Genomic DNA, 17124 nt, shown 5'->3' with positions numbered 1-17124 from the left:
TTAAACATATGAAATTATTTGATGTATATCCGGTATTCGATTTAAACTTCGTTGAAGCTGAAGGAAGTTATTTATGGAATGATAAAAATGAAAAATATCTAGATTTATACGGTGGTCATGCTGTTATTTCAATTGGTCATAGCCATCCAACTTATGTGAAAATGTTAACCAGACAATTGCATAATATTGGTTTTTATTCTAACTCAGTACGAATTCCTATTCAAGAAGAAGTAGCTAAATTATTAGGAAAAACTAGTGGTTATGAAAATTACGAATTTTTCATGTGTAATTCTGGAGCTGAAGCTAATGAAAATGCCTTAAAATTAGCGTCTTTTCATACCAATAAAAAGAAAGTTGTTTGCTTCACAAAAGCTTTCCACGGAAGAACTTCAGCTGCTGTTGCAGCAACCGATAATAAAAAAATAATTGCTCCTATTAACGAAACAGATAACTTTATTTTCTTGCCATTTAATGATGAAAAAGCATTAGAAAAAGTATTTCAAGAAAACAATGATATTGCAGCCATTATTATTGAAGGTATTCAAGGTGTTGCTGGAGTTCAAATTCCTAACGTTTCTTTTTTCCAAAAAATTAGAAGTTTGTGTGATCAATATGGCGTTTTATTCATTGCAGACGAAATACAATCGGGTTATGGAAGAACTGGTAAATTTTTTGCACACCAACATGCAAATGTTCAAGCAGATATTATAACAGTAGCAAAAGGAATGGGAAATGGATTTCCTGTAGGTGGTGTAATCATTTCTCCAAAAATTGAAGCTAAACACGGTTTATTAGGCACTACCTTTGGAGGAAATTATTTGGCATGTGCTGCATCAAAAGCCGTTTTAGAAGTAATTGAAACTGAGAATTTACTACAAAACGCTTCTGAAATGGGTGATTATTTATATAGTCAATTAAAGGAAGATCCAAGTATTAAAGAAATTCGTTATCAAGGTCTAATGTTTGGTATCGAATTAAAAACACTTTGTGCTCCATTTAGAAATCAATTGTTAGAAGATTTTAAAATTCTAACAGGAAATGCTTCTTGCCCAAATACCTTACGGATTTTACCAGCTTTAAACATTTCTAAAAAAGAATTAGATGTTTTTATCAGTGCATTTAAAACCGTTTCAAAATTAAATAGTAAAAAAAATGAACAGATTCTTTTCTGTTAATGACATAACAGACTTACATACAACAATAAAAGAGGCAATTGCGTTAAAAAAAGCACCTCAACAAAACAATCATCTTGGTAAAGGTAAAACTATTGGATTAGTGTTTCTAAATTCGAGTTTACGAACAAGATTAAGTACTCAAAAAGCAGCTCAAAATTTGGGTTTACACACAATTATACTAAATGCCAATCAGGAAGCATGGACTTGGGAATTTGAAGAAGGTGCGATTATGAATGGAAATACGGTCGAACATGTAAAAGATGCAGCAAATGTTTTAAGTCAATATTGTGATATTATAGGAATTCGTTGCTTTGCTGGTTTAACCAATAAGGAAGATGATATATCTGAAAAAGTTTATACTCTATTTGAAAAATACGCAACTGTTCCTGTAATTTCCCTCGAATCTGCTACATTGCATCCTTTGCAAAGTCTAGCGGATTGCATTACCATTGAAGAGCATTTACCAAAGGATAAAAAGCCTAAAGTGGTTTTAACTTGGGCTCCTCATATAAAACCTATTCCACATGCTGTTGGAAACTCATTTGCACAATGGATGAATGCAACCGATTATGAATTTGTAATTACGCATCCTGAAGGATACGAATTAGATACTGAATTTACTAAAGACGCAAAGATTGAATACAACCAAGAAAAAGCATTAGAAAATGCCGATTTTGTTTATGTAAAAAATTGGTCTTCTTTTAAAGACTATGGAAAAATAACTCCAGTTGATGAAGATTGGTTGTTAACAAATGATAAATTAAAAACAAGTAATAATGCCAAAATAATGCATTGTCTTCCTGTCAGAAGAAATGTTGAAATCAGCGATGAAGTGTTAGACAGTGAAAATTCATTGGTTTACCAACAAGCCAATAACAGAACCTTTGCAGCACAAATCATTTTGCAAAAAATATTAGAAGACAATGAATAACCAAAAGTTATTAGTTATAAAAATAGGTGGCAATAGTATTGATAATTCAAATGAATTAAGCTGTTTTATTGAAAATATTGCTACTATCAAAACATCATTTATTTTGGTTCATGGTGGTGGAAAATTAGCTACAGATTTAGCTGAAAAACTAAATATTCCTCAACAATTAATTGATGGTAGAAGAATTACTGATGCAGAAACCATCAAAATTGCAACTATGGTATATGCAGGCTATATCAATAAAAACATTGTAGCTTTATTACAAAAAAACAATAAAAATAGCATTGGATTATCTGGTGCTGATGCTAATTTAATTAAAACAACAAAACGAATTCATCCCACAATAGATTATGGATTTGTTGGTGATTTAAAAGAGAATAGTGTAAATATAGATTTTCTTGAAAATCTAATAAACTTTGGATTAATACCAGTTGTAAATGCAATTACACATGATGGTAATGGACAATTATTAAATACAAATGCCGATTCGATTGCGAATGCTTTAGCGGTTAGCTTAGCGTCAAAATATGAAGTATCTTTACTCTATTGTTTTGAAAAAAAAGGTGTTTTATATGACCCCAGTAATGATGATTCAGTAATAGAAAACTTGAATCATCAACAGTTTGAACAATTAAAAAAAGAAGGCATTATTTCGAAAGGAATGTTACCCAAATTAGACAATTGTTTCAATGCCTTACAAAATGGAGTAAAAGAAATAGGAATCTTAAAAGCCACAAATATTTTGAGCTTTTTAAACAATACAACTCATGAATACACAAGAATTATCGAATAAAACTGTTACCCAATTATATGAAACGGCACTTTCACTACTAAAAAAATTAATAGCCACTCCATCCTTCAGTAAAAGTGAAGATAAAACGGCTGAAATTATTGAAGATTTTTTTAAATCAAATGCAATTCCTATACATAGAAGTATGAACAACGTTTGGGCTTACAATAAGCATTATGATGCTTCAAAACCAACAATTTTATTAAATTCTCATCACGATACGGTAAAACCAAATACAGGCTATACTTTAAATCCTTTTGAGCCAATTGAGAAAGATGGAAAATTATTTGGTTTAGGTAGTAATGATGCTGGTGGACCATTAGTAAGTTTAATTTGCGCTTTTTTATATTTCTACGAAAAAGAAAATTTGAACTATAATCTTATCATAACTGCAACAGCTGAAGAAGAAATTTCAGGTGTTAATGGTATCGAATCGATTTACAAAGAATTAGGAAAAATTGATTTTGCTATCGTAGGTGAACCAACCGAAATGAATTTGGCTATAGCCGAAAAAGGATTATTGGTTTTAGACTGTGAAGCTTCTGGAACATCTTCTCATGCTGCACATCCAAATGAGGATAACGCAATTTTAAATGCTATTCAAGACATTCATTGGTTTACCCAATATAAATTTGATAGAATTTCTCCTATTCTTGGTGAAGTAAAAATGACACCAACAATCATTAATAGTGGTTCCCAACATAATGTAGTGCCAAATTCCTGCCAATTTACCGTAGATGTACGCACAAACGAATTGTATTCTAATGAAGAAGTTTATAATTTGGTGAAAGAAAACATAAAATCAAAAGTAACGGCTCGTTCATTACGATTGAACTCCTCTTCTATTCCACTCGATCATCCTTATGTAAAAGCTGGTTTAGCCATTGGAAGAACTTATTATGGATCACCAACCTCATCGGATCAAGCAGTTATTCCTTGTCCATCCTTAAAAATTGGTCCAGGATTATCTACTCGTTCTCACAGTAGTGATGAATTTATTTATACCAATGAAGTTAAGGAAGCGATACAAATTCACATTTCAATTTTAAACCAAATATTATAAAATGGCAGCAAAAATTTGGCAAAAAAACAATACATCTAATCAACAACACACTAAAATTGTTGAAAAGTTCACTGTAGGCAACGATGTAACTTTTGATTATTCCTTAGCTAAATATGATGTTCAAGGTTCGTTGGCTCATTGCGAAATGCTTAATTCTATTAATTTGTTGACCAATGAAGAATGGTTGGCAATCCAAAAAGAATTACAAAATATTTCAGCTGAAATTGAAAATGGTGATTTCGAAATTGAAGCAGGAATTGAAGATATTCATTCGCAAGTAGAACATTTATTGATTCAACGTATTGGTGACATTGGTAAAAAAATCCATAGTGGACGTTCTAGAAATGATCAAGTTTTAACCGATTTAAAATTATTTTTTAAGGCTGAAATTCTTGAAATTCTTTCTCAGACGGAAACACTTTTTAATACATTAATTCAATTAAGTAATCAACACAAAGGAACACTTTTACCAGGTTATACTCATCTACAAATTGCGATGCCTTCTTCTTTTGGCTTATGGTTTGGAGCTTATGCAGAAAGTTTAATTGATGATTTAGAAGTGCTTTTAGCTGCTTATAATGTAGTAAATAAAAATCCATTAGGTTCTGGAGCTGGTTATGGTACCTCTTTTCCATTGAATAGAACTTTAACTACTCAATTATTAGGTTTTAAAACCTTAAATGTGAATTCGGTTTATGCACAAATGACAAGAGGAAAATCGGAAAAGATTGTAGGAATGGCTTTAGCAACTATGGCTGGAACATTGAGCAAATTTGCCTTTGATATGTGTTTGTATTTGAATCAGAATTTTGGTTTCATCTCATTTCCAGACTCGTTAACGACTGGAAGTAGCATTATGCCTCATAAAAAAAATCCAGATGTTTTTGAAATTATGAGAGCCAAGTGCAATAGAATTCAGGCTGTTCCAAACGAATTGATTTTAGTTACCAATAATTTACCTTCTGGCTATCATAGAGATGTTCAGTTGACAAAGGAAATTCTGTTTCCAGCTATAACTTCTTTAAAAGATTGCTTGGAAATGTTCAATTTCATGTTGGCACACATTCAAATTAAACCAGAAATTGTAAAAGACGAGAAATACAAATACATGTTCAGCGTTGAAAATGTAAACCAACAAGTTTTAGACGGAATTGCGTTTAGAGATGCTTATAAAAATATTGGATTAGCCATTGAAAATAATAGATTTGAGCCTAACTATAATGTGCAACATTCCCACGAAGGAAGCATTGGAAATTTATGCAATGATTTGATTGTGGAGAATTTTAAGGAAGTAAAAAGTAGATTTGAATGAGATAAAAAATCTACTTAAAACTAAAAGGATAAGCCGTTTCCTTCTTACATTCATTCATTACAATACTACTGTGATATTGACCAATGTTTGGAATGTTAGAAATAACATTAACCACAAATTCATTATAACTTCTAATATCATGTGCCACAATTTTAAGCATATAATCATAATTTCCAGACAAGCTTATTACATCTAAAACTTGTGGAATAGCAATTATCATTTGTTCAAATTCATCTAATGCTTCTTTTGATTGTTCCTTTAAAGTAATGTTACAATACACCACAATTTCGACACCAATTTTGAATCGGTCAACCAAAGCTACGTATTTCTTAATAACACCATTGCGTTCTAAATTTTTAATACGTTCGTAAGTTGGTGTAAACGAAAGTCCAATTTTTTCACCTATATCTTTCACAGAAATAGTAGAATCTTTTTGTAAAATTTCCAATATTAATTGGTCTTTAGCATCTAATTGATCTCTCATTTTTAACTATTATCTTTTGTATTGTAAATAATCTTGAAGCATTATGGTTGCAGCAATTTCATCTATTAAAGCCTTATTTTTTCGTTGGTTCTTTTTCAAACCACTATCAATCATAGTTTGAAATGCCATTTTTGAGGTAAAACGTTCATCTACTCTATCTAATGCCATTTCAGGAAATTGCTTTTGAAATACTTTTATAAATTTTTCAATGATTTCGGTACTTTCAGAAGGAGTTCCATCCATTTGTTTGGGTTCACCAATGATTACTTTTTCTACTTTTTCTTTCAAAAAATACTCTTTCAAAAAAGCAATTAAAGTATCTGAAGAAATAGTGGTTAAACCAGAAGCAATAATTTGCATTTCATCAGTAACAGCAATTCCTGTTCGTTTTAAACCATAATCTATAGCAAGTATTCTAGGCATTTTTTTATTATATAAAGCAAATATACGGAAACTAGAAATAGTTTTATAAACAAAAAAACACATCTGTTTTCAAATGTGTTTTTATACTGTTTTATAAAAATTTAATTTGCTAATTTCAAAGTCTTACTCGTCATTTGTCTAATTTGAGTACACAACTCATCATTATCATTTAATTTTTCACCAAAAGCAGGAATCATTTCTTTCAATTTATTTTGCCATTCTTCTGAATTGTATTTATCTGCAAAACATCTACTAATTACTTCAATCATAATAGAAACCGATGTTGATGCTCCTGGAGAAGCTCCTAATAAAACCGCTAAAGAGCCGTCATCATCATTTACTACTTCGGTACCAAATTCCAAAACACCTTTACCACTTTTATCTTTCTTAATTACTTGTACACGTTTTCCTGCAGTTTCTAAAACCCAATCTTCAGCTTTTGCATCAGGAAAGTAATTTCTTAAAGCTTTCATCCTATCATCTTGCGATTGCATTACTTGTTCTATTAGATATTTAGTTAACGGAATATTATTAATTCCTGCCGAAAGCATTGGACGTATATTATCAGTTTGAATGGATTTCAATAAATCTAAATAAGAACCGTTTTTTAAGAATTTTGTTGTAAATCCTGCATAAGGACCAAAAAGTAATTCTTGTTTTCCATCGATAATACGAGTGTCGATATGTGGTACAGACATAGGTGGTGAACCTACAGATGCTTTTCCATAGACTTTTGCTTTGTGCTGCTTAATTATTTCTGGGTTCATACAACGCAACCATTGTCCGCTAATTGGAAATCCACCATAACCATCTCCTTCTTCAATATTTGCTTTTTCAAGTAATCGCAATGAACCACCACCTGCACCAATAAAAACGAAAGGTGTTTTAATTTTTCTTGACTTTTTAGTGTCTAAATCTCTAACTTTTATTTTCCAATCTCCTTCTTCTTGTTTCTTCAACTTTTCAACCTCAGTTTGAAAATATAAAGTGATACCATCTTGATTTTTTAAATATTCAAAAAGTAAACGAGTAAGAGAACCAAAATTCACATCAGTACCAATAGGCATATAGGTTGCAGCAGCTGGAACATTTTCATCTCTATTTTTAACAACCAAAGGAATCCAATTGTTTAATACTTCTTTATTTGTACTAAAAAGCATTCTTTTGAACAAACTTTTTTGAATTAATGCTTCATGTCTTTTCTTTAAAAATTTTACGTTATCATCACCCCAAACAAAACTAACATGTGGAATAGAATGAATAAAATCTTCTGGATTTTTTATAATTTCTTTTTGAACCAGATAACTCCAAAATTGTCTTGAAACTTCATAAGCTTCCGAAATTTTCAAGGCTTTAGAAATATCTATAGAACCATCTTCTTTTTCAGGAGTATAATTCAATTCACAAAAAGCTGCGTGTCCTGTTCCAGCATTATTCCAAGCGTCACTACTTTCAGAAGCAGCTTCAGATAAACGTTCAAAAATTTCAATTTTACAATCAGGATTTAATTCTTTTAATAAAATTCCTAAAGTTGCACTCATTATTCCAGCTCCAATTAGAACTACATCTGGATTTTCCATTCTTTTACTTCTTTATATACATTCAACTTATACCTAAAATGTAGTACAAAGATATATAAAGAACAAACAGAAAATTATAATAAATCCATAAAAATATGAGCTTAAAATATTAATTTAATACTAATTTCTATTTGCCAAAAAACCTACTAAAGAAACCTTTTTCTTCTTCAGCTTTAGTATTATGATTGTCTAATTTTTCTTGATTGTAAATTAGCTCAAGAATATATTGCACATAAGTTTTATTTCTTTCTTCTAAAAAACCATTTAGATATTTTTCACTATACTCCATTCCACTTGCTCCTTCTATTTGCAATAGTTTTCTATATAAGGGTTCAATATGATTTGTTATTACTTCTTGAGGAACTGATCTTCTTCTGGCAAAATAGTTAATGATTTCTCCTTCATCATTTCTTGAAATATCAAAATCGGTTATTACCCAATAATATCTCCCAGATTTAGCTAAATTCTTTACAATAGCATGAAAATTCTCTCCATTTTTTAATTTTTCCCATAATACTTTAAAAAGAACCTTTGGCATATCTGGATGTCTAATGATACTATGAGGTTGTCCCATTAATTCATAATCTTCATAACCACATACATCAACAAAAACCTCATTTGCATATTCAATTATACCTCTTGCATTTGTTTTACTCATAATTACTTGTGTTTTATCCCAAGTAACTTCTTTGTCAATAATTTCTCTTTTATTATAAGGCCTATTATTATAGTCTAGATTCATCTTATTTAGTATCTTTATTAATTAAGCTACAAATTTAATTAAACATTACATTTTAAAACCTGATAAAAATCAGTTTCCATTTTATAAAAAAGCATATCAAAGCAATACTAAATCAAAGCAATTATTTCTATTCATTTACTAAGCAATTAAAACTCACATTTATATCAACAAACTAGAAATATGTAACTAAAAACAAATTATGATTTAAAAAAAATCGAATTATCTTTGCAATAAATTCACAAAAAGATGACACAATTACAATCAATAATAGAACAAGCTTGGGAAAACAGAGCTTTATTACAAGAAGAAAACACACAAAAAGTAATTAGAGAGGTTATAGAATTAATTGATTCAGGTACATTAAGAGTTGCTGAACCAATTGATTCCGAAACTTCTGGTGGTTGGCAAGTAAATGAATGGGTAAAAAAAGCAGTAGTTATGTATTTTCCTATTCAAAAAATGGAAACCTTAGAAGCTGGAATTTTTGAATATCATGATAAAATGCCATTAAAAAGAGGTTATGCCGAAAAAGGAATTCGTGTTGTGCCAAATGCAGTAGCACGTCATGGAGCATATATCTCAAAAGGTGTTATTTTAATGCCTAGCTATGTAAACATTGGTGCTTATGTAGATGAAGGAACCATGGTTGATACATGGGCAACTGTTGGAAGTTGTGCACAAATAGGTAAAAACGTGCATTTATCTGGTGGTGTAGGAATTGGTGGTGTTTTAGAGCCTTTACAAGCTGCTCCTGTAATTATTGAAGATGGAGCTTTTATTGGTTCTCGTTGTATAGTTGTAGAAGGCGTTCGTGTAGAGAAAGAAGCTGTTTTAGGAGCAAATGTTGTCCTTACTGGTTCTACAAAAATTATTGATGTTACTGGTGCTGAACCAAAAGAGTATAAAGGTATTGTTCCTGCTCGTTCTGTTGTTATTCCAGGAAGTTATACTAAAAAATTCCCAGCGGGTGATTTTCAAGTTCCTTGTGCTTTAATTATCGGACAAAGAAAACCATCAACAGATTTAAAAACATCACTTAATGATGCATTACGTGAGTATAACGTAGCAGTCTAAATTAGTATTAAATAATATAAGTATCAGAATCCAAGTATTAATCAGCTTGGATTTTTTATTTATTGAAAATTTAATGTAAATAAATACTTAATTAATTGTAAATATTTTTTCGTTTTATAAATTTGCTGAAATATTTTACAAATGAAAAATTACTTTCAAAGTATATTCCTTTTTTTTAAACGCTTTTTACTCATTGTCATCATTTATCAATTTTGTCGTATTTTATTCTTCTATTTCAATAGAAATGCATTTAATGGAGTAACTCTTAAAGCTTTTTTAGGTGGACTACACTTTGATTTATCAGCAATTGCTTATATTAATATTCTCTTTGCCATTTTACATTTTATTCCAGGAAATTTTAAATATAAATCGGGTTACCAAAAAGGGTTAAAAATAGCTTTTTTTGTGGGCAACTTAATCTTCATTTTAACCAATTTTGTTGATTTTGAATACTACAAATTTACTGGAAGAAGAAGTACTTTTGGGATGATTACTGCAACGGGAATGGAAAACGAAATTGGAGGCTTACTTCTTTCATTCTTAATAGAATTTTGGTATTTACCAATAATTGCCTTGACATTAGCAATTGTTTTTTGGAAAACAATCCCAAATATTAAACTTATATTCTCAGGTGAAAAAACAACAAAAATTACAGTTGTAAAACAAGTTAGTCTTTTCCTATTTTTACTAGCCTTTGTATTCTTATTAGGTCGTGGTGGATTTCAACAAAAACCATTAAAAATAGTTGATGCTGTAAACTATGGTTCTATAAATCATTCTGCATTAGTATTAAATACTCCATTTTGCATCTTAAAAACCATTGGTAAAAAAGAAACTCTTGAATCTCCAAAGTTCTATTCAGAAGAAGAATTAAATACTATTTTTAATCCTGTGCTAACGTTAAATCCAGAGGAAGAAAAATTAAATAAAAATATAGTAATTATTATTTTAGAAAGCTTTGGAAGAGAAAATTTACAAATAGGACAAACTCCTTTTATCGATTCATTAATGACAAAATCATTATTCTTTGAAAATGGTTTTGCTAATGGGAAATTATCTATTGATGCCGTTCCTTCCATTTTATCTAGTGTTCCAAGTTTAATGAATAATTCTTTAATTACTTCTAGTTACTCGATTAACGAAATTTATGGTTTGCCAAAAATTTTAAAAGACAACGGATATTACACCGCTTTTTTTCATGGTGCTTTTAATGGAAGCCAAAATTTTGATCAATATTGTAAGGTTGCTGGTTTCGATGATTATTTTGGAAAAAATGAATATGTGGGTCCAGAAGCCTTTGATGGGAATTGGGGAATTTTTGATGAAGAGTTCTTTCAATATTATTGCCATCAAATGACAAAATTTAAACAACCCTTTTTTACTTCTATTTTCAGTATTTCTTCTCACAATCCTTACACAATTCCAGAAAAATATAAAGAAAAATTCCCTAAAGGAAGTTCAAAAATTCAAGAAAGTATTGCCTATTCTGATTTTGCATTAAGAAAATTCTTTGATTCTGCTAAAGAACAGGAATGGTATAAAAACACTCTTTTTGTAATAACTGCAGATCATACTTCATCAGAGCCTACAGCGGAAAAGTATAAAACTAATGTGGGCAAATTTAGAGTACCAATTTTATTTTTTAACCCAGGAGAACCAACATTTGGTGGAATAAGCTATAGAAATACTCAACAAATAGATATAATGCCATCCATACTAAAATATTTGAATGTAAAAACTAAAATGGTAACTCTTGGTAAACCTTATCAATCTGAAAAAGATTTTGTAGTTTATTATCTAGATAATATATATCATTACATTGATGGTGATTTTTATATGGCTTTTGATGGTAAAAAAGCAATAGGTTTATATAATTTTAAAGAAGATGAACTACTAAAAAAGAATGTTTTGAAAACCAATAAAGAAATAAAAGATAAAATGGAACGATTTATAAAAGCATATGTTCAATCGTTTAATGAACGAATCATTAATAATAAATTAACTATTGACTAATTTTTTTCTTTCCGTTGTAACTTTAATAATTTAGCATATTTCATATAGGAAAAAAAAGCTTGAATCATTGCAATAGTTAATCCATCTAAACCATTAATGATTCCTTTTTTAAAGAAATAACAACGAACAAAAGAAATCGTTCCATTTAAAATTGGTTTTAAACTACTAATTCGTTTTCCTTGATCAAAAAGTTGTTGTGCATGCCAAGTAGAATACTGATTTTTTTTAGCTAATATTTGGTCAAAAGAACTCCATCCATAATGCAAAATATGTACAGCGACTTGCTTTTCATTTGTTGTTAGTATTTTTTGATGTACTTTATCATCTGATGGTTTGGCAGTCCTTTTATTAAAAAAACGTACTTTACTATCTGGATACCATCCTGAAAAATTAATTAATTCATCAGCTAAAAAGTTTTTAACACGAAAAGAAAACGCATCATAATTTCCATCTAAATACTTTTGCTTTAAAATAAAGTCTTTAGCATCAATATCTAAAAATTCATCCGCATCAAGATTTAAAATCCAATCATTTTTACAATAAGGTAATCCATGCGAACGTTGTGGTCCATCTCCTAAAAATTTTTGCGAAATAACCTTCGCACCTTTCTCTTCAGCAATTTTAACAGTATTATCAGAACTTAAAGAATCAACAATAATTATTTCATCACACACTTCAAAAAGTGCATCAATACATTTTCCAATGTTTTTTTCTTCATTAAAAGTGATAACTAAACCGCTAATTGCCATATCAAAATGATTTTTTACAAAAGTAACTAAATTATTTTGTTCTCTTAGTTTCAAAATCTTGCTTAGTTGTGTATTTTAGCACAAAATAATGAAATAATGAAATTTCTAATCATACAGCAAAAAAGAATTGGCGATGTCCTAACTTCAACTATACTCTCAAATAATCTTAAAAAAACATATCCTAACGCAGAAATTGATTATATGTGTTATGCAAACTGTGTTGCTGTTTTAGAAAACAATCCAAACATAAGTAATATTATCGTTTTAGAAGAAAAAGTAAGAAAAAATTACTTTTCTTTATTTCAATTTATTTTTAAGATTCGAAATAAAAAATATGATGCTGTAATTGATGTCTACAGCAAATTAGAAACAAATTTAATTACATTTTTTTCTGGAGCAAAATATAAAATATCCTATAAAAAAGGGTATTCTAACATATTTTATAATTATAACATTGAGCGTCTAAAAAACGGCACAAAATCTGAAATTGGTTTAGCCATCATTAATCGCTTAAGATTATTAAAACCATTAATTTCTGAAGAGATAAGCGATTATAAACCAAAAATTTTTCTTACTGAAAAAGAAATTGAATCTGCAAAGGAATTATTAGAATCCTATTCTTTAAAAAAAGAAAAACCAATCTTTATGATAGGTATTTTAGGAAGTGAATGGTATAAAACCTATCCTTTTGAAAGAATGGCTGAATTATTAGATTATATCGTTGCTTCTACTGATGCAAATTTATTATTCAATTATATTCCAAAGCAAAAAGAAGAGGCTCAAAAAATTTATAATTTGTGTCAACCAGAAACTCAAAATCGTATCTATTTTGATTTGTATGCCAATGATTTACGTTCATTTTTAGGATTATTATCTCAATGTAATGCTTTAATAGGAAATGAAGGTGGTTCTGTAAATATGGCCAAAGCTTTATTTGTCCCAACCTTTTCATTATTTTCACCAAGTGTAGATAAAGAAACATGGCAAATTTTTGAAGATGAAAAAAACATTTCAATTCATTTGAAAGATCTAAAACCTGAAATTTACAAGGAACACGATGAAAAATTCATTAAAGAAAATACTTTTCGTTATTTTGAAGAATATCCTATTAACCTAATTAAAGAAAAATTAGCTTCTTTTTTTGAAATAATTAAAATTTAAAAATATTGGTTCAAACCTTTGTCAATCGCAATTATATTATGTTTTTTATTGTAAGATCTAATTGCATAATTCTTTTGCCAAGTTTCTTGAGTTGCGTAACCTCTTTTATGGTCTAAATGTAAACAAATTGTACTATAACGAATTTGTTTGCCTAAAGTTCCATAATTAAATAATCTTTCTCCTAATTCTCTATCTAAACCTCCATATTGCATTTCTTCATTAAATCCATTTACAGCTAATATGTCTTCTTTAAAACAAGATGTATTATGACCGTTAAATGTCTTTTTTGTAGGTGTAATCCAATTCATAAACATAGCAAACCATTTATTTTGGGTCAATTTCGATAGCTTAAAGGATTTTTTTACTCCATTTTTAGTTAACCAATTAATAGAAAATGCTTTTTGATTTAAAATTTCTTCATCTGAAATTAAATTTGAAGTAATCATAGGTAACTTAAAATAGCCTCCAGAAAGAAAATAGCCTTTTTCTTTATATTTTATATGATGGAATACAAAATCTTTTCTCGGAATACAATCTCCATCAGTAAAAATTAGATATTCTGAATTTGTTTTTAAAATAGCTTTATTTAAAATTTTACATTTTTGAAAGCCTTCATCTGGTTGCCAAATGTGAATAATAGGAAACCTGAATTTAGATTGAAATTTTGCAACAACATTTTTAGTAGCTTCAGTAGAACCATCATCAGCAATAACGATTTCAAAATCTTGCTCCGTTTGGACACTATAGCCAAGGAGCACTTTTTTGAGCCATTCTTCAGAATTGTAAGTTGTGATAATTACCGAAACTTTCATGTAAGGGTTTAAAAGAGTGAAAATACTACTTTTTCCAGAATTTTAGTTTCTTTTTAATCCTTTTTTTACGGTAAAAACGATATTGAAAATCTTGAGTAAGTTGCCACATCAACCCAAAAACTTTTTCTTCTGCTTCTCCAGAAATTTTTGCATATTCATTACTCATAATAGCAACCATATCCTTTTTAGGAGTTATTTTAGAAAGATTTTTCATTCGAGTTTCAAAACTTAAAGAATCATGAAATTTCATTCTATTCAAATCTACTAAATAAAATGAATATTTTCCATTTCCTTCGTTTTTAATCAATGTGTTTCCAGGGGAATGATCTAAAAATTCAATTCCTTTTTCATGCATATCAAAAGTAAATTGAGTAAATTGACGTAGAATATTCTCTGCATCAGGATAATCTGTCTCTACTAATTCTCGATAGGTTAAATCGCATTCAAGATGTTCACATGCGTAATAACTTTCTTTTAAACCTATAAAATCATGCTTTTCATAATATGCTATTGGTTCTGGAGTTCCAATTCCTTTTTCTTTTAAAATAGAAGCAAATTCAAAAGAGCGTTTTGCTTTAGATTTACGAAAATATTTATAAGCTATTTTATTTATTAAATTAGGCTTTTTAAATGATTTAATATTTACAATTTGTCCCTCTATTTCAAAAAGTTTTATTGAATTACGAGAGCCCTGAACAAACATTTTACCTTGTTGTTCAAATTTTTCTATACAAACACTTATTTGTGATGATTTATTTTGGTATGCTGGTGCTATTTTAATCAAGCTATTTTTTTATCAAAAGTAGATATTGTGTTTAATAATTCCAATTAATTCAATATTTTTACGAAAAATTAAGTATGAATAGTTTTCCTAAGTGTACATTAGTAACTCCAACTTACAATTGGCCAGAAGCATTAGAACTTTTACTTTTAAGCATTAAAGATCAAACATACTTACCTAATGAAGTTATAGTTGCTGATGATGGTTCAAAAGAAGAAACAACTGCACTTATAAAAAAATTTCAATCTGAATTTCCAATTCCTTTAATTCATGTATGGCATGAAGATAACGGTAACCAAAAACCAAAAATAATGAATAAAGCTATTGCTCAGGCAAAGTATGATTACATTATTGAAATTGATGGTGATATTATTATGCATAAAAATTTTGTAAAAGACCATCTAAAATATGCTAAAAAAGGACAATACTTGTTTGGATCAAGAGTAAATATTCAAAAGTCTATTTTGGCAACTATATTCAAAAACAAAATCACCAATTTTAATATTTTTTCAAAAGGAATAAAGAAACGACTTCGCACCTTAAGAATACCTGTTTTTATGCGCTTTGAGAAAGAACATCATATTATTTCTAAAAAACTTAGAGGTTGTAATATGTCTTTTTGGCGTGAAGATTTTATAAAAATTAATGGTTTTAATGAAGGACTTGTTGGTTGGGGTGTTGATGACTCAGAAATGATTCAGCGTTTACACAATATTGGTATAGTAGGAAAACGTTTAAAACATACAGGAATAGCATTTCATATTTATCATAAAGAGCAAGACAAAAGTCATATAGCTTTAAATAATGCTCTTGAAGATGAAGTTAGAGAGAAAAAAATTAAATTTATTGATAAAGGAATTAATCAATATTTAAATTAATTATTTTTTCAAATTCAGACTTAATTTGACTAGCAATATAGGTCGAAGAAAATTTAGTTTTAATAATTTCTTTACTTTTCAAGCTAAATTGGGTTTGTAATTCTTTGTCATCCAAAATTTTAATAAGTTTTTGTGCTAATGTTTTTGCATCTTTAATTTCTGCACTAAAACCGTTTTCTCCATCAACTATAATATCAGGAACAACACCCACTTTAGTTGTAACAATTGGTACACCTAGTAACATTGCCTCAAGTAATGAAGTTGGACCTCCTTCCCTTTGAGAAGTAAGTAAAAAAACATCAAACTGATTATTTAAAGAAGATGCATCTTTTATTTTATCCATAAAAATGATTTCTTTAAAAACTTTCTTATAAATTGCATATTCCTTTAGTCTATCTGTTTTTTTTGAAAACTCACCTATCTGAACAAAAACAATATCATTTCTATTTAAACTAAACTTTAATTCTGCTAAAACATCAATTAAAACAAATAAATCTTTAGCACTAGTATGGTTTGCAATATTACCAACAATTAATTTATTATTAGGAATATTGTATAATTCTCTAATATTTATCGTACTTTTTAAATTTAAGACTTCTAGTGATACACTATCATTTATAACGAGAGTTTTTGCTTTTGTTTCTTCATTCAAAGTTTTTCCAAATGAATCCTGAACCATTTTGGAAACGCATAAAATTGCATCAATTCGTTTACTATTATATTTTATTTTACTCAAAAAACTACCACTAGCTCCTACTCCTTTTTTTGAAAAAACTAATTTACCTTTTAAACGATATAAAAAATTAGTCATTAAAAAGAAGATTAGAGAATCGCTAGTATGTAATTGAAAAATATCAGGCTTTTCTAGCTTAGTAATTTGGGCTAATTGTTTACAATTATTGATGCTTTTTAATTTTTTCTTCTTGAAAGGAATAAATAAAATATTATTATTTTTACACTCTAATTCTAAAACTGAATTTTTTAAACCACATACAATATTTTCAACCCCAAAATCGTTTAATTTTGGTAGAATATAAATTATTTGTTGCTCATTTCCACCCCATCCTTTTGCACCAGATATATGTAGTATTTTCATAAAATTATTTGTTACTTTGCGACTAAAGTTTTACTCTGTAAAACTATATAAAAAAAAATA

General features: G+C 28.8%; 17 protein-coding genes. 9 read left to right on the top strand and 8 right to left on the bottom strand.

Features of this window, described 5'->3' with window-relative positions; genetic code table 11:
- Positions 1 to 8 precede the first annotated feature (8 nt).
- Genes ACULEV_RS06735 through argH form a run of 5 tightly spaced genes read left to right on the top strand, consistent with a single transcriptional unit; the run spans position 9 to position 5271 of the window.
- A complete protein-coding gene (locus ACULEV_RS06735) occupies positions 9 to 1175 on the top strand; it encodes an aspartate aminotransferase family protein (protein ID WP_445457904.1) in 1167 nt (388 codons plus the stop codon).
- Positions 1153 to 2106, top strand: a complete 954-nt coding sequence (locus tag ACULEV_RS06730) for an acetylornithine carbamoyltransferase (RefSeq protein WP_445457903.1) — start codon at positions 1153 to 1155, stop codon at positions 2104 to 2106. The genes ACULEV_RS06735 and ACULEV_RS06730 overlap by 23 nt, the downstream gene beginning before the upstream one ends.
- Complete coding sequence (gene argB / locus ACULEV_RS06725) at positions 2099 to 2899, top strand: acetylglutamate kinase (protein ID WP_445457902.1); 801 nt, start codon at positions 2099 to 2101, stop codon at positions 2897 to 2899. Before ACULEV_RS06730 ends, argB begins: the two co-directional genes overlap by 8 nt.
- Positions 2874 to 3959, top strand: coding sequence for a M20 family metallo-hydrolase (locus ACULEV_RS06720; RefSeq protein ID WP_445457901.1), 1086 nt, complete (start codon positions 2874 to 2876; stop codon positions 3957 to 3959). Before argB ends, ACULEV_RS06720 begins: the two co-directional genes overlap by 26 nt.
- A 1-nt stretch (position 3960) precedes the next feature.
- The gene (gene argH, locus ACULEV_RS06715; RefSeq protein ID WP_445457900.1) at positions 3961 to 5271 is read left to right on the top strand and encodes an argininosuccinate lyase; all 1311 of its coding nucleotides are present in this window, start codon (positions 3961 to 3963) and stop codon (positions 5269 to 5271) included.
- 10 nt (positions 5272 to 5281) lie between these two features.
- Here argH and ACULEV_RS06710 read toward each other — a convergent pair whose 3' ends face one another.
- The 4 genes from ACULEV_RS06710 to ACULEV_RS06695 form a co-directional block, all read right to left on the bottom strand.
- A complete protein-coding gene (locus ACULEV_RS06710; RefSeq protein WP_445457899.1) occupies positions 5282 to 5755 on the bottom strand; it encodes an Lrp/AsnC family transcriptional regulator in 474 nt (157 codons plus the stop codon).
- Positions 5756 to 5764: 9 nt separating this feature from the next.
- Positions 5765 to 6178: a Holliday junction resolvase RuvX gene (ruvX, locus tag ACULEV_RS06705; protein WP_445457898.1), complete on the bottom strand. Its 414-nt coding sequence runs from the start codon at positions 6176 to 6178 to the stop codon at positions 5765 to 5767.
- A gap of 101 nt (positions 6179 to 6279) precedes the next feature.
- Positions 6280 to 7758: a malate:quinone oxidoreductase gene (locus ACULEV_RS06700; RefSeq protein WP_445457897.1), complete on the bottom strand. Its 1479-nt coding sequence runs from the start codon at positions 7756 to 7758 to the stop codon at positions 6280 to 6282.
- A 127-nt stretch (positions 7759 to 7885) separates the two neighbouring features.
- Positions 7886 to 8500, bottom strand: coding sequence for a PAS domain-containing protein (locus tag ACULEV_RS06695; RefSeq protein WP_445457896.1), 615 nt, complete (start codon positions 8498 to 8500; stop codon positions 7886 to 7888).
- 246 nt (positions 8501 to 8746) lie between these two features.
- Here ACULEV_RS06695 and ACULEV_RS06690 point away from each other — a divergent pair, with 246 nt between their 5' ends.
- A complete protein-coding gene (locus ACULEV_RS06690; RefSeq protein ID WP_445457895.1) occupies positions 8747 to 9574 on the top strand; it encodes a 2,3,4,5-tetrahydropyridine-2,6-dicarboxylate N-succinyltransferase in 828 nt (275 codons plus the stop codon).
- 141 nt (positions 9575 to 9715) lie between these two features.
- Positions 9716 to 11587, top strand: coding sequence for an LTA synthase family protein (locus tag ACULEV_RS06685; protein ID WP_445457894.1), 1872 nt, complete (start codon positions 9716 to 9718; stop codon positions 11585 to 11587).
- On the opposite strand, the gene ACULEV_RS06680 is transcribed toward ACULEV_RS06685, so the two are convergent.
- On the bottom strand, positions 11584 to 12336 hold the full coding sequence (locus ACULEV_RS06680) for a glycosyltransferase family 2 protein (protein ID WP_445458527.1): 753 nt from the start codon (positions 12334 to 12336) through the stop codon (positions 11584 to 11586). The genes ACULEV_RS06685 and ACULEV_RS06680 overlap by 4 nt on opposite strands.
- Before the next feature lie 96 nt (positions 12337 to 12432).
- Between ACULEV_RS06680 and ACULEV_RS06675 the strand changes: the two genes are divergently transcribed.
- Positions 12433 to 13497: a glycosyltransferase family 9 protein gene (locus tag ACULEV_RS06675; protein ID WP_445457893.1), complete on the top strand. Its 1065-nt coding sequence runs from the start codon at positions 12433 to 12435 to the stop codon at positions 13495 to 13497.
- Here the strand turns inward: ACULEV_RS06675 and ACULEV_RS06670 are convergent.
- Both ACULEV_RS06670 and ACULEV_RS06665 read right to left on the bottom strand, forming a co-directional pair.
- The gene (locus ACULEV_RS06670; RefSeq protein WP_445457892.1) at positions 13494 to 14309 is read right to left on the bottom strand and encodes a glycosyltransferase family 2 protein; all 816 of its coding nucleotides are present in this window, start codon (positions 14307 to 14309) and stop codon (positions 13494 to 13496) included. The genes ACULEV_RS06675 and ACULEV_RS06670 overlap by 4 nt on opposite strands.
- Positions 14310 to 14334: 25 nt before the next feature.
- A complete protein-coding gene (locus ACULEV_RS06665; RefSeq protein WP_445457891.1) occupies positions 14335 to 15093 on the bottom strand; it encodes a lipopolysaccharide kinase InaA family protein in 759 nt (252 codons plus the stop codon).
- 74 nt (positions 15094 to 15167) lie between these two features.
- Between ACULEV_RS06665 and ACULEV_RS06660 the strand changes: the two genes are divergently transcribed.
- Positions 15168 to 15968: a glycosyltransferase family 2 protein gene (locus ACULEV_RS06660; RefSeq protein ID WP_445457890.1), complete on the top strand. Its 801-nt coding sequence runs from the start codon at positions 15168 to 15170 to the stop codon at positions 15966 to 15968.
- Here the strand turns inward: ACULEV_RS06660 and ACULEV_RS06655 are convergent.
- Positions 15949 to 17064: a glycosyltransferase family 4 protein gene (locus ACULEV_RS06655; RefSeq protein ID WP_445457889.1), complete on the bottom strand. Its 1116-nt coding sequence runs from the start codon at positions 17062 to 17064 to the stop codon at positions 15949 to 15951. The two genes, ACULEV_RS06660 and ACULEV_RS06655, sit on opposite strands and share 20 nt — an antisense overlap.
- Positions 17065 to 17124 lie beyond the last annotated feature (60 nt).

Source organism: Flavobacterium sp. HNIBRBA15423 (assembly GCF_052655965.1).
The sequence above is the reverse complement of the archived record's forward strand: the minus strand, read 5'-3'. Positions and strand labels throughout refer to the sequence as shown.